Below are 13,133 nucleotides of genomic sequence, written 5' to 3' on the forward strand. Positions count from 1 at the left end.
AGTGCGCCGCCGTTTTTTATGACGCTTTCGCGGCTGGTTTTCCTGAAAAGAGGAAGCGCAGGAGTGGGATCCGCAAATGGATTTCATAGAGTACGATGGCAACACCAACGACAAACACCAGGCCGGTAAAGAAACCCAGCGTGTTGGATGCAATATGCGGCGTGATGTAAGCCCCGAAAAACAGCGTCAGGGGATGATGCACAAGATAAATAAACAGCGATGCATTAACGAAGTAAGTCACGCGAGTGGACTTAAAGTTCAGCAGGCGGTGGCCGAGCGCGAATACCACATTGACCATCCACAAGCCCAGCAGCATGGTGATCACACTCTCCGTTTCATACATCCAGGCGTCGCCGCTACCGTAGCGCTGATTCAGCAGATAAGCCGCAAACGCGAGGGTAGCCCCCAGCGCGCACCATGGCGATGGAGTGGTAAACAGTGATTTAAGTTTCGGATGAATAAAGGCCAGCGCGCCGATTAAAAAGAACGGAATGTAGAACAGCGACTGCATCACCACGAAATTAAATAACCCATCGCTTAAAATCGGCGGATAGACGATAAACAGGATACGTCTCAGGGCGGCATAGGCGATCCCTAACAGCAAAAAGAGTACCGTCAGTTTGCCCATCGTAATATTGGCGAAAAAGGTACCGGCTTTATGACTCAAATGGCGGCGCAGGCGGCTAAAAATCAACACGCTGACCGTCGTAAGCACCACCAGAACCAGCAGGAACCACAGGTGGGACACCAGCTCCCAGACCAGCGTGTTGTACTTTTCATACAGCGTCAGATTTGGCCAGTTCTCCGCCTTGCCTTTGACGTATTGCAACATAATGAACTGCGGCAGCGTCAACAGCGGAATGGCGGTCAACATCGGGATACCTACGCGTTCCACGCGCACTTTCCACCAGCGCTTCAGCGGGTAACGCAGAAACAGCATGTAAGAGAAATAGCCGGATATGACAAAAAACACCTGCATACGGAAGGCGTGAATAAAGTCATTAAACAACGTCAGCCACCAGGAGGGCATCTGGCTATTAACATGCCAGGTGTGGCTGGAGTAAATCAGTGAGATGTGAAAGGGGATCCCCAATAGCATCAGCCATGCCCGGATCGAGTCGAGGAAATATTCACGTTCTGTTGGTGTTGAGCTCATATAACTTTGTGCATTCTCAGACTTTTCGTCTTATCCCTAAGACTCATAATGGTTACATTCGAAGCCAACCCTACACCAAGACCGACACCCTGTCTCCAGGATAAGCACGTAAAGTGAATCGCGGGTTCTTTCATTTGCTTAATCCATGAGCCAGCAGCTGAACAAAGCAGTGATAATGTTGTCGGATTGCCTGAGTTTCCATTAAAATGGATCGGATCGATATAAGCACACAAAGGGGGAAGTGCTTACTTATTATGAAACATAAACCACAGATGATGAAAATGCGTTGGTTAGGTGCTGCAGTCGTGTTATCACTGTATACCTCATCGGCACTGGCCTTTAACATCGATGATGTCGCAAAACAGGCAAAATCGATGGCAGGCAAGAGCTACGAAGCGCCGAAAAGTAACTTGCCCTCCGTTTTCCGCGACATGAAGTATGCGGACTATCAGCAGATCCAGTTCAATCACGACAAAGCGTACTGGAACACTATTAAGACCCCGTTCAAGCTTGAGTTTTATCATCAGGGTATGTACTTCGACACGCCTGTTGCCATCAATGAAGTGACGGCAACGGCTGTACGTAAGATCAAGTACAGCCCGGATTATTTTAATTTCGGCGATGTGCAACACGACAAAGATACGGTGAAAGACCTGGGCTTCGCAGGCTTCAAGGTGCTTTACCCGATCAACAGCAAAGATAAAAACGATGAAATCGTCAGTATGCTTGGTGCCAGCTACTTCCGTGTGATCGGCGCGGGGCAGGTATACGGGCTTTCTGCGCGCGGTCTGGCTATTGATACCGCGCTGCCATCAGGTGAAGAGTTTCCACGTTTTCGCGAGTTCTGGATTGAACGTCCAAAACCAACGGACAAACGTCTGACCATTTACGCGCTGCTGGATTCCCCACGTGCAACCGGTGCTTATCGCTTTGTGATTATGCCGGGTCGTGACACGGTGGTTGACGTGCAGTCTAAAGTTTACCTGCGTGACAAAGTGGGCAAACTGGGTGTTGCACCGCTGACCAGTATGTTCCTGTTTGGGCCAAACCAGCCGTCACCGGCAACGAACTTCCGCCCGGAACTGCACGATTCCAATGGCCTGTCTATTCATGCCGGTAACGGTGAGTGGATCTGGCGTCCGCTGAATAACCCGAAACATCTGGCCGTAAGTAGTTTTGCGATGGAAAATCCGCAAGGTTTTGGCCTCCTGCAACGTGGTCGTCAGTTCTCCCGCTTTGAAGATCTGGACGATCGTTATGACCTGCGTCCAAGTGCCTGGGTCACGCCGAAAGGTGACTGGGGTAAAGGGAAGGTTGAGCTGGTTGAAATTCCAACCAACGATGAAACTAACGATAACATCGTGGCTTACTGGACACCGGATCAGCTGCCGGAAGCCGGTAAAGAGATGAACTTCAAGTACACCATTACCTTCAGCCGCGACGAAGATAAGCTGCATGCGCCTGATAGCGCGTATGTTGTGCAGACTCGCCGCTCAACGGGGGATGTGAAACAGTCTAATCTTATCCGTCAGCCTGACGGCACTGTGGCCTTTGTTGTGGACTTCACAGGCCAGGATATGAAGAAACTGTCACCGGATACCGCCGTTGCTGCTCAGGCCAGCATTGGGGATAACGGTGAAATCGTTGAGAATACCGTGCGTTACAACCCGATAACGAAGGGCTGGCGTCTGACTCTGCGTGTGAAAGTGAAAGATCCGAAGCAGACCACTGAAATGCGTGCTGCGCTGGTCAGTGACGATCAGCCGCTGAGTGAAACCTGGAGCTACCAGCTACCTGCCAATGAATAATACATCTGAATATATTGATGCCATGCCGCTGACGGATATCGAAAAAGCGGCACTGCCTAAGAGCGACATCCGCGCGGTTCATACCGCGCTGGATGGTGAACATCATCAGTTTTCCCGGGATGATGATACGCCGCTGGGGTCAGTTAAGGCTCGTCTGGAGCAGGCATGGCCGGACTCGCTGGCAGAAGGGCAGTTGATTAAAGACGACGAAGGACGCGATCAGCTTCAGGCAATGCCGAAGGCTACGCGTTCCTCGATGTTCCCCGATCCGTGGCGTACCAACCCGGTTGGCCGCTTCTGGGATCGTCTGCGTGGACGTGATGTAACGCCGCGCTATCTGTCTCGCCTGACGAAAGAAGAGCAGGCTTCTGAACAGAAATGGCGTACCGTGGGGACAATCCGTCGTTACATCCTGCTGCTTCTGACGCTGGCACAGACGGTTGTCGCGACCTGGTATATGAAAACCATTCTGCCTTACCAGGGCTGGGCGTTCATCAACCCGACTGACATGATGGGCCAGGATCTCTGGGTCTCCTTTATGCAGTTGCTGCCGTATATCCTTCAGAGCGGCATCCTCCTGCTGTTCGCTGTCCTGTTCTGCTGGGTATCGGCCGGTTTCTGGACCGCACTGATGGGCTTCCTGCAGCTGCTGATGGGGCGTGACAAATACAGCATTTCCGCGTCAACGGTTGGGGATGAACCCCTTAATCCTGAGCACCGTACTGCGCTGATTATGCCTATCTGTAACGAAGACGTTGACCGCGTATTTGCGGGGCTGCGTGCGACCTGGGAGTCCGTTAAGGCGACCGGAAACGCGGAGCATTTCGACGTTTACATCCTGAGCGACAGCTACAACCCGGATATCTGCGTTGCAGAGCAAAAAGCCTGGATGGAACTGATTGCGGAAGTGCAGGGCGAAGGCCAGATCTTCTACCGCCGCCGTCGTCGTCGTGTGAAGCGTAAAAGCGGCAACATTGATGACTTCTGCCGTCGCTGGGGTAACCAGTACAGCTACATGGTGGTGCTGGATGCTGACTCCGTCATGAGCGGTGACTGCCTGAGCGGTCTGGTGCGTCTGATGGAAGCCAACCCGAACGCCGGTATTATTCAGTCATCGCCGAAAGCATCCGGTATGGACACGCTCTATGCGCGCTGTCAGCAGTTCGCCACCCGTGTTTACGGGCCGCTGTTTACTGCGGGTCTGCATTTCTGGCAGTTGGGCGAATCGCACTACTGGGGCCACAACGCCATTATCCGCGTGAAGCCGTTCATTGAACACTGTGCGCTGGCACCGTTGCCGGGTGAAGGTTCGTTTGCCGGCTCTATTCTGTCGCATGACTTCGTAGAAGCGGCGCTGATGCGTCGTGCTGGCTGGGGCGTCTGGATTGCCTACGACCTGCCGGGATCGTACGAAGAGCTACCGCCGAACCTGCTGGATGAGCTTAAACGTGACCGCCGCTGGTGTCATGGTAACCTGATGAACTTCCGCCTGTTCCTGGTAAAAGGGATGCACCCGGTTCACCGTGCGGTGTTCCTGACGGGCGTGATGTCTTATCTCTCCGCACCGCTGTGGTTTATGTTCCTTGCGCTCTCCACTGCGCTGCAGGTGGTGCATGCCCTGACTGAGCCACAATACTTCCTGCAACCGCGCCAGCTGTTCCCGGTGTGGCCGCAGTGGCGTCCGGAACTGGCGATTGCGCTGTTTGCCTCCACCATGGTGCTGCTGTTCCTGCCTAAGCTGCTCAGCATCATCCTGATATGGTGCAAAGGCTCGAAAGAGTACGGCGGTTTCTGCCGCGTGACCCTTTCACTCCTGCTGGAAGTGCTGTTCTCCGTACTGCTGGCGCCGGTGCGTATGCTGTTCCATACCGTGTTTGTGGTCAGTGCGTTCCTGGGCTGGGAAGTGGTCTGGAATTCACCGCAGCGTGATGACGACTCCACGCCGTGGAGTGAAGCCTTTATGCGCCACGGTTCTCAGCTGCTGCTGGGCCTGGTGTGGGCGGCGGGGATGGCGTGGCTGGATCTGCGCTTCCTGTTCTGGCTGGCGCCGATTGTCTTCTCGTTGATTCTGTCTCCGTTTGTATCGGTCATCTCCAGCCGCTCAACGGTTGGCCTGCGTACCAAACGCTGGAAGCTGTTCCTGATCCCGGAAGAGTATTCCCCGCCGCAGGTACTGGTCGACACCGACAAATATCTGGAGCAGAACCGCAATCGCACGCTGGATGATGGTTTTATGCACGCCGTGTTTAACCCGTCGTTCAACGCGCTGGCAACGGCGATGGCGACAGCACGCCATCGTGCCAGCCAGGTGCTGGAGATTGCCCGCGATCGTCACGTTGAGCAGGCGCTGAACGAGACCCCGGAAAAACTCAATCGCGACCGCCGTCTGGTCCTGTTGAGCGACCCTGTCACGATGGCGCGTCTTCACTACCGCGTGTGGTCCGCTCCGGAGAGATACTCTTCGTGGGTAAATTACTATAAAGAACTGAAACTGAACCCGCTGGCGTTGAAGGCGAAGTAAGTTGTTAAGTAGAGTGGGTAGCGAAGCGCCACCCGCCAAATAAAATACCGGCTTAATCGCCGGTATTTTTTTAGAGGTTTGAGATGAAAATTATCATCGTCGTCATGATGGCATGCCTGCTTAGCGGCTGCGGCAGCATCATCAGTCGCACCATTCCAGGGCAGGGCCACGGTAATCAGTACTACCCGGGTGTGAAATGGGATGTTCGTGATTCCGCGTGGCGCTATCTTACCGTGCTTGATTTACCGTTTTCGCTGATTTTCGACACGCTGCTGCTGCCGATCGATGCCAGCCACGGCCCTTACGAATAGCGTAAATTAACGCTCGTCCCACTCATCAGCTGCGGTTTGACCCTCTTCCGTATCCAGCGGTGGCTCGAGCTGAAACTCGCCCTCATCCCACTCGTGCAGGGTGTTCTCCTCCAGCCATTCCTGCTGCAGTTCGATTTCATCATAGTCGCCGTCAAAAACGGCCTGCGCACCTTCACCACTTAATATCGGCAAACATTCTCCTTCTTCCCCTTCATCGGCAAAGAATTCGGCCTGCCACATAATATCCCCATCCTGCAGAACGTATTTTTGGATATTAAGTTGTTGCACGTCAGCATCTTCTTCTTCAACGCCGGGGTTATCGGCGAGGAACTCTTCACGAGCGGCATCAATAGCTTCTTCCAGCGTGGCGTACATGGTCATTGGTGTCTCCCTGTTTTCCAGAAGGTTTCAGGGAAATAATAGCTGAATATAAGATCCTGCAAGTATGAATGCGAAAATAAGCTGTCAGGCGTTCGTGTTATTCAGCCACCGGTCGTAACGCACGGGATAAACTGAACCACGAGTAAATTGCATTGAACAGCACCACGCCCGCCGTCACGATAAAGACGGCGCGAAAACCGAAGCTTGCAGAAATGCCTGCCCCGATAAGCGGCCCGGTCACGTTACCGATGTCACGAAATGACTGGTTATAGCTAAAGATACGCCCGGCTATCTGATTCGTGGAGTTGTAGACCAGCAGGGTCTGAACGGCGGGGAGTAACGCCCCGTCGGCAGCGCCCAGCAAAAAGCGCAGAACGCCCAGCTGCCACGGGGATTGCACCATCGACATAGGGATAAGCAGCAGAACGGAAATCACCAGCGCGCAGATCAGGATCTTTTCCGGACCCACCCGGTCCCCCAGTTTGCCTAGTCTCGGGGCGCTAAGTAGCGCCGCCACGCCGGGAACGGAAGCAATTAGCCCGCTGATGAACGCAATATTGTTGACGTTACCGGCCAGGTCGCGAACGTACAGCGTCAGAATGGGGGCAATCGAACCGGTAGCTACCTGAATAATCAGGGTCGTCACGAACAGGCTCAGCACCAGTCTGGGGTTTTTAAGTGAGGTAAGAACATCCCTTGCGTGAAGCATCTCTTTTTTGGCGACAGGCGTGAAGTTTTCCCGAATACAGATCAACGTGACGACAAAGCACAGGAAAAGCACGCTGGCGGTGATGAAAAAGACGGGCCGCAAGCCGTAATTATCCGCCAGCAATCCGCCGGCCAGTGGCCCCAGCAAGGCACCACTCACGCCACCCGTTGAAAGCGTTCCCAGTGCCCAGCCGCTCTTGCGACGCGGAATTTGGGTGGCTATCAGGGCATTCGCATTGGGAATAAATCCACCGAGCAAGCCCAGTAATGCGCGTAAAATCAGGAACTGCCAGACGTTTTGCGCAATACCCATCAAAGCCATGATGATGGCCATCCCCAGCGCCGAACGTAGCAGCATAATTTTACGCCCCTTACGGTCGGCAAGGCCGCCCCAGAAGGGTGAGGCAATCGCGGAAAAGAGAAACGTGACGCTGAACACCAGGCCAGACCACATATTGAGCGCGCTATGGCCCGTTACGCCCAGTTGCTCGACGTAGAGAGGCAGGAAAGGCATGACCAGGCTAAACGCCGCACCGGTAAGAAAACAACCAAACCATGCAACTGTGAGGTTACGTTTCCAGTTTATGGGGGCATCTGAGGGTGACATAACAATCCGCATAATGAGGTGCAGAACACCTGAGGCATGAAGTAATAAGCCTGCTAATTATGCGCCTGGGTTATGATTGCTGCAATGAGGAGGAGCTTTAAATGCTAAAACAGCATGCGGCCATGAAGACCGCATGCGAGTTAATACCGGGAAGGCGTGCCCTGTGGCCGCGTTTTAAAGCGACGGTGCAACCACATATACTGTTCCGGCGCGAGCATGATGCACTTCTCCACAACGCCGTTCATCCAGCGAGCAGTGGTCTCTGCATCATCCAGCGGCGGCGCGAGTTCAGGTTCCAGCATAATCAGCTCGTAACCAGACCCATCCGGTTTACGACGGGGAACAAAGGGCACGATCGCGGCTTTAGACATCCGCGCCAGCATCCAGGTGCCGGTTGTTGTGGCGGCTTCTTCAACAGCAAAGAAGGGGACAAATACGCTGGATTGCGGACCATAGTCGTGGTCAGGGGCGTACCAGACCACTTCACCGGATTTAAGCGCGCGTATCATGCCCTTCAGATCTTTACGGTCGATCATGCTTTTGTTGGAACGCATACGGCCGTTGGTCTGGATTAAATCGATGACCGGGTTATCGTTGGGGCGATAAACGCCAATACCCGGTGCCTGCATGCCAAACATTCGCGCCCCGATTTCCAGCGTCAGAAAATGCACGCCAATCAGCAGGACACCTGTCTGATTCGCCTGCAGCGTATGCACTGGCTCCATGCCGGTTCCTGTCACTTCGCTCCAGCGCGCCATACGTTTGTCCGGCCAAAACCACGCCATACCGGTTTCCATAAGCCCCATACCGACAGATTCGAAATTTTTCGAGACCATGTCATGTCGTTCTGACTCGCTCATCTGCGGAAAGCACAACTCAAGGTTGCGGTACGCAATTGTGGCACGACGCTTCATCAACTTTTGCGCGATATGGCCCAGAGATTTACCCAACCAGAAAATAACAGGGTAGGGAAGTTGCACCAGAAGCCATAAAAAGCCAATGCCAAGCCAGGTCAACCAATAGCGGGGATGCAAAAGGGCGACGGTAAATTTGGGTAACTGGGTCATGTCTTTCCTGTGTTCTAACGTCCTGTTTCGCTATTGTCTCATTTTTTGAGACATAGCCAAAATATCTGCGTTCGAAACGTGCACGAATACAGCAATTGTTAAGCCTGATTAACCAGGGCGAGTGAAATGTAGCGTAAATTGTGTGGATGTAAATTAACTTTGTTTGCTATATCATGCCGACCGATTTTTCATTCTCTCTAACGATCCCAGGACTTGTACACCATGCCAGTGTTACACAACCGCGTTTCGAATGAGATGTTAAAAGCGCGTATGTTGGCTGAAACCGAACCGCGCACAACCATCTCATTCTACAAATATTTCACGATCAACGATCCGCAAGCGACTCGCGATGAACTTTACCAGGCATTCACCACGCTGAATGTCTTTGGACGCGTCTACCTTGCTCACGAAGGGATCAACGCGCAGATTAGCGTACCGGAAAGTAAAGTAAATGCTTTCCGTGATTTCCTTTACCGCTTCGATCCTGCACTTGATGGCTTACGCCTGAACATTGCCCTGGACGATGACGGGAAATCGTTTTGGGTGCTGCGCATGAAGGTGCGTGAACGCATCGTGGCCGATGGCATTGACGATCCTGAGTTTAATCCGGCGGATGTCGGTGATTACCTGAAGGCCGCAGAAGTGAACGCAATGCTGGACGATCCGGAGGCCGTGTTCATTGATATGCGTAACCACTACGAGTACGAAGTGGGGCATTTCGAAAATGCGATGGAAATCCCGGCTGATACTTTCCGCGAGCAACTGCCCAAAGCGGTTGAGATGATGCAGGAACATAAAGATAAAAAAATCGTTATGTACTGCACCGGTGGCATCCGCTGCGAGAAGGCCAGCGCGTGGATGAAACACAACGGGTTTAATAAGGTCTGGCACATTGAAGGCGGCATTATCGAGTACGCCCGCCGTGCCCGTGAGCAGGGTTTGCCGGTGCGCTTTATCGGTAAAAACTTTGTTTTTGACGAGCGAATGGGTGAGCGTATTTCTGAGGACGTGATTGCTCAGTGCCACCAGTGCGGCGCACCGTGCGATACCCATACCAACTGTAAAAATGACGGTTGTCATCTGCTGTTCATTCAGTGTCCGACCTGTGCTGAGAAGTTTAACGGCTGCTGTAGCGAACTGTGCAGTGAAGAGAGCATTCTGCCGGAAGAAGAGCAGCGTCGCCGTCGGGCTGGACGGGAAAATGGCAATAAGATTTTCAATAAATCTCGCGGTCGCCTGAATACCAAACTGGGTATCCCCGACCCGGAATAATGGTAACGCCCGGCAAGGTGAAAACCTGCCGGGCGAATTTATTATTTCTGCTGAACCCCTTCGACAGAAATAACCAGCTCGACATCCTGAGATGCCGGGCCTAAATCCGTTGTGATATTGAAATCTTTCAGATGAATTTTACCCGTTGCTTCAAAACCTGCACGTTTACCGCCCCACGGATCGTCACCCTGACCAATTAATTTAGCATCAAGCGTGACCGGTTTGGTTACGCCGTTAAGCGTCAGGTTGCCGGTAATATTCAGCTTATCGCCGTCTTTCTTCACCTCAGTAGAAGTGAAGGTCGCCTGCGGGAATTTCGCGACGTTGAGGAACTCTCCACTGCGCAGGTGTTTATCGCGCTCCGCGTGGTTCGTGTCGACGCTGTTCGTATTAATCGTCACTTTGACTTTATCGGCCGCGGGATTTTTTTCGTCAAAGGTGAACGTGCCGTCAAAATCCTTAAAGGTACCGTACAGCCAGCTATATCCAAGATGCTGAATACGGAAATTGACGAAAGCATGTTGGCCCTCTTTATCAATTTTATAATCAGCCGCCACGGCGGAACCGGTGGTAAATAACAGAGAACCCAGTGCGATACCCAGCAGGTGTTTTTTCATTTTATACTCCAGAGTCAACTGACGAGCGGCCAAGCATGCGCTTTAGCGTATCGTCTTTATCAATAAAGTGGTGTTTAAGGGCGGCAAGCCCGTGCAGTACAGACAGGATCACGACGCTCCATGCCAGCCAGAGGTGAATGACTCCGGCAGTGTCAGCCTGAGAGCCCGCGTCGCTAAGCGTCGCCGGGACGTCAAAAATGCCAAAGACGCTAATCGGTTTGCCGTCTGCCGTCGAGATGAGATAGCCGCTAATGAGGATGGCGAAGAGCAGCGCGTAGAGTGCAACGTGCGCGGCAACGGCACTAATGCGAGTCAATTTACTGTGGGTCTTCGGTGCGCTGGGCGGTGGAGAAATATGTCGCCAAATCACGCGAATTATCAGCCCCAGCATCAACAGAACGCCAATGCTTTTATGTAACTCCGGTGCCTGATGATACCAGCCATCATAATAGCTGAGTGTCACCATCCAGAGCCCCAGTCCGAACATAGCGTAGACGGCAATAGCAAATATCCAGTGCAAAGCTATGGATATTATTCCATAGCGCCGGGGTGAGTTACGTAATTGCATCAGAATGTCCATTTTCAAATTAACCGAAGGGTAAAAATGAACGGGAAGGTGTGATATTGCAACTGAAATAAATGTATATTGATTTTTATTTTATTTATTTCAGCGATTTTGAAAAGAAATGAAAAGGTAATTCAATCTCTTCGTGCAAGATGAAATTGAGACTTTCAATATAACTAAATTAATGTCAATTATTGTCAGCGTGGCTTTTCAATAAAATACAATGTAAACAAAATCAATAATGGCCAACAATGTCCACAATAAGATATAGAGCATAAAATGCTCGCGAATATTATTCATAAGAAAGTTAACGATCCTGCGCATAACGCTCCGCAATGCAGTATGAATGAAACGGGCTCAGGAATGTCCGGAGCCCGTTAGGGATTATCTGTTAAAACGCGAGAGTGAGAAGGGGCTCAGATCAAACTGTGGCGTGATACCCTGAGCAAACTGCGCGGCGATTTCGCCCAGCACGGAAGCAAACTTAAAGCCGTGGCCGCTCAGTCCTGTGATGAGCAGAGTGTTGTCATGCCCCGGCAGCGTATCAATGATAAAGTCTTCATCTGGCGTGTTGTCGTAGGTACAGGCCGCGCCATACAGCAAGCCGCCGATGCCTGGAAGAATATTGCGCAGGAACGAGAAGGCCTCTGACCCATCCTGTGGGTAAGCGCCGAAGGGTTTACGCTCCTCAGGGGAGGAGATAGCCTGGCCCCCGTTGTGTTTACCGATTTTCAGTGCGTCTTTTTCTGACGGGAAGCCGTAGAACTGGTCGCCGTTGGGTAATTCGCCGGTGAAGGCCGGGAATTTATTCTGGGCGCTGTAACGACCATCCGACTGGAACCAGGAGAAGACCTTGCGCACCGGCTGGATCGGCAGAGCGGGCAGCAGGCGGGTAACCCAGGTTCCCGCGCTGACCAGCAGGCGATCCGCGGAATATTCACCGTCAAGGGTCGCTACCGTGACGCCATTATCGTCATGGGTGATGGCGTCTACCGGACAGTTGAACAGCTGCGCGCAGCCTGCCTTCGCGGCAAGCTCGATCCAGGTCTTGATCGCCGTTTCGCAATGCAGCACCCCGGAGTGGGCTTCAAAGAGGCCGATATAATCTTCCGGGACGGTAATTTCGGGCCAGCGCGCGGTAATACCCGTCGCGTCCAGCTTCTCAACGTCCAGATTAAAAGCTTTTGCGCTGCGTTCGACGTTGGCGAGAAAATCAGAACTAGCCGGGCCGAGGTTGATCACCCCTGTGCGCTCGAAAATGCGATCTTCAGTCTGTTTCGCCAGGTCATCCCACAGCGCCTGTGCGCGGAGCACCAGCGGAACATAGCGCTCACCTTCACCATACGCATGGCGTATGAGTCGGGTGTCGCCATGATGGCTACCCTCTGTATGAGGAGGGCGGTGGGCATCAATCATCAGGACGTTCAGCCCTGCCTGTGTCGCATAATATCCGGCGGCAGAACCTACGGAGCCGCTACCAATAATGATTAAGTCGTATCTCATATGCATCTCGTAAACTCACGTTATGTGAGCAGAGTAATTAACAACGCGGGGTTAGACAAGGGTGAAATAAATAAGGCACCGCAAGGGTGCCTGTTGAGTGAAAGGTTGGCATTCGTTTAGTGCCGCTTATACTCATTTTCCTGATAGTCGCCAGATTCTATTTTTGCAATACCTGCCTCTAAAATAGAAATAAACTGACGAGCGACGTCTGTTGTTAGCCACAGCGTCTGTCCAACTTCCGCTTCTTCACGGTTGAGTTGATTCGGGGTTTGGTAGTGCAAACGCAGCATCAGTGCATCGTAGCTATCTACGGTACTGATATCCCAGCCTACAAGCGGATGGGTCTGGATGACTTCACTATTCTTTTCCATTATAACCCCCTTAATGCGTGTTAGAAGACAACGGCTCTGAGGTTCAATGCATGTTTTTCTGAAGCTTTTTCAGTATACCAAGTAATAAGGGTTTCGACGGTAAAAATAAACAGGTAGCAACACATTTTTCTGCTTTTTAGGATTGTTCGAACAATAAAACACCATCTCGTTCACGATTTTTAAAGAAGATATCGGAATAATTTGAACTTTCAGAATTTTCAGGCGAAAAAAAAGCCGGGGCGACCC

13 protein-coding genes are annotated in these 13,133 nt (G+C 52.2%); 4 read left to right on the forward strand and 9 right to left on the reverse strand.

Translation table 11 applies throughout. The features are described 5' to 3' along the window. Positions 1–16 precede the first annotated feature (16 nt). Complete coding sequence (mdoC, locus tag ACLHV8_RS07290; protein WP_208594649.1) at positions 17–1,156, reverse strand: glucans biosynthesis protein MdoC; 1,140 nt, start codon at positions 1,154–1,156, stop codon at positions 17–19. 254 nt (positions 1,157–1,410) lie between these two features. Between mdoC and mdoG the strand changes: the two genes are divergently transcribed. The 3 genes from mdoG (at position 1,411) to ACLHV8_RS07305 (ending at position 5,796) form a co-directional block, all read left to right on the forward strand. Further along, positions 1,411–2,964 (forward strand): glucans biosynthesis protein MdoG, encoded by a 1,554-nt coding sequence (gene mdoG, locus ACLHV8_RS07295; protein WP_028019083.1) that lies wholly within the window; start codon positions 1,411–1,413, stop codon positions 2,962–2,964. Beyond that, positions 2,957–5,485: a glucans biosynthesis glucosyltransferase MdoH gene (mdoH, locus tag ACLHV8_RS07300; RefSeq protein ID WP_028019082.1), complete on the forward strand. Its 2,529-nt coding sequence runs from the start codon at positions 2,957–2,959 to the stop codon at positions 5,483–5,485. Before mdoG ends, mdoH begins: the two co-directional genes overlap by 8 nt. 83 nt (positions 5,486–5,568) lie before the next feature. Beyond that, entirely contained in the window at positions 5,569–5,796 is a 228-nt protein-coding gene (locus ACLHV8_RS07305; protein WP_013097162.1) for a YceK/YidQ family lipoprotein, read from the forward strand. 6 nt (positions 5,797–5,802) lie between these two features. Here the strand turns inward: ACLHV8_RS07305 and ACLHV8_RS07310 are convergent, their stop codons facing one another. The 3 genes from ACLHV8_RS07310 to ACLHV8_RS07320 all read right to left on the reverse strand — a co-directional run bounded on the left by ACLHV8_RS07310 (position 5,803) and on the right by ACLHV8_RS07320 (position 8,559). Next, on the reverse strand, positions 5,803–6,177 hold the full coding sequence (locus tag ACLHV8_RS07310) for a MysB family protein (RefSeq protein WP_208594648.1): 375 nt from the start codon (positions 6,175–6,177) through the stop codon (positions 5,803–5,805). A gap of 97 nt (positions 6,178–6,274) precedes the next feature. Continuing rightward, a complete protein-coding gene (mdtG, locus tag ACLHV8_RS07315) occupies positions 6,275–7,492 on the reverse strand; it encodes a multidrug efflux MFS transporter MdtG (protein ID WP_208594647.1) in 1,218 nt (405 codons plus the stop codon). 140 nt (positions 7,493–7,632) lie between these two features. Beyond that, a complete protein-coding gene (locus tag ACLHV8_RS07320) occupies positions 7,633–8,559 on the reverse strand; it encodes a Kdo(2)-lipid IV(A) acyltransferase (RefSeq protein WP_208594646.1) in 927 nt (308 codons plus the stop codon). 222 nt (positions 8,560–8,781) lie between these two features. Here ACLHV8_RS07320 and ACLHV8_RS07325 point away from each other — a divergent pair, with 222 nt between their 5' ends. Further along, positions 8,782–9,831, forward strand: coding sequence for a rhodanese-related sulfurtransferase (locus tag ACLHV8_RS07325; protein ID WP_208594645.1), 1,050 nt, complete (start codon positions 8,782–8,784; stop codon positions 9,829–9,831). Between the two features lie 41 nt (positions 9,832–9,872). On the opposite strand, the gene ACLHV8_RS07330 is transcribed toward ACLHV8_RS07325, so the two are convergent. From ACLHV8_RS07330 to bssS, 5 genes are all read right to left on the reverse strand, one after another. Continuing rightward, positions 9,873–10,448, reverse strand: coding sequence for a YceI family protein (locus ACLHV8_RS07330; RefSeq protein WP_208594644.1), 576 nt, complete (start codon positions 10,446–10,448; stop codon positions 9,873–9,875). A gap of 1 nt (position 10,449) precedes the next feature. Then, positions 10,450–11,016: a cytochrome b gene (locus ACLHV8_RS07335; protein WP_208594643.1), complete on the reverse strand. Its 567-nt coding sequence runs from the start codon at positions 11,014–11,016 to the stop codon at positions 10,450–10,452. A gap of 207 nt (positions 11,017–11,223) precedes the next feature. Then, a complete protein-coding gene (locus tag ACLHV8_RS07340) occupies positions 11,224–11,337 on the reverse strand; it encodes a YceO family protein (protein ID WP_208594642.1) in 114 nt (37 codons plus the stop codon). Positions 11,338–11,397: 60 nt separating this feature from the next. Continuing rightward, the gene (gene solA, locus ACLHV8_RS07345) at positions 11,398–12,516 is read right to left on the reverse strand and encodes an N-methyl-L-tryptophan oxidase (protein WP_028019076.1); all 1,119 of its coding nucleotides are present in this window, start codon (positions 12,514–12,516) and stop codon (positions 11,398–11,400) included. A gap of 116 nt (positions 12,517–12,632) precedes the next feature. Further along, positions 12,633–12,887: a biofilm formation regulator BssS gene (gene bssS / locus ACLHV8_RS07350; RefSeq protein ID WP_008500827.1), complete on the reverse strand. Its 255-nt coding sequence runs from the start codon at positions 12,885–12,887 to the stop codon at positions 12,633–12,635. Between the last annotated feature and the right edge of the window lie 246 nt (positions 12,888–13,133).

Source organism: Enterobacter sp. CPE_E863, assembly GCF_046521465.1.
GTDB classification, from domain to species: domain Bacteria; phylum Pseudomonadota; class Gammaproteobacteria; order Enterobacterales; family Enterobacteriaceae; genus Enterobacter; species Enterobacter adelaidei.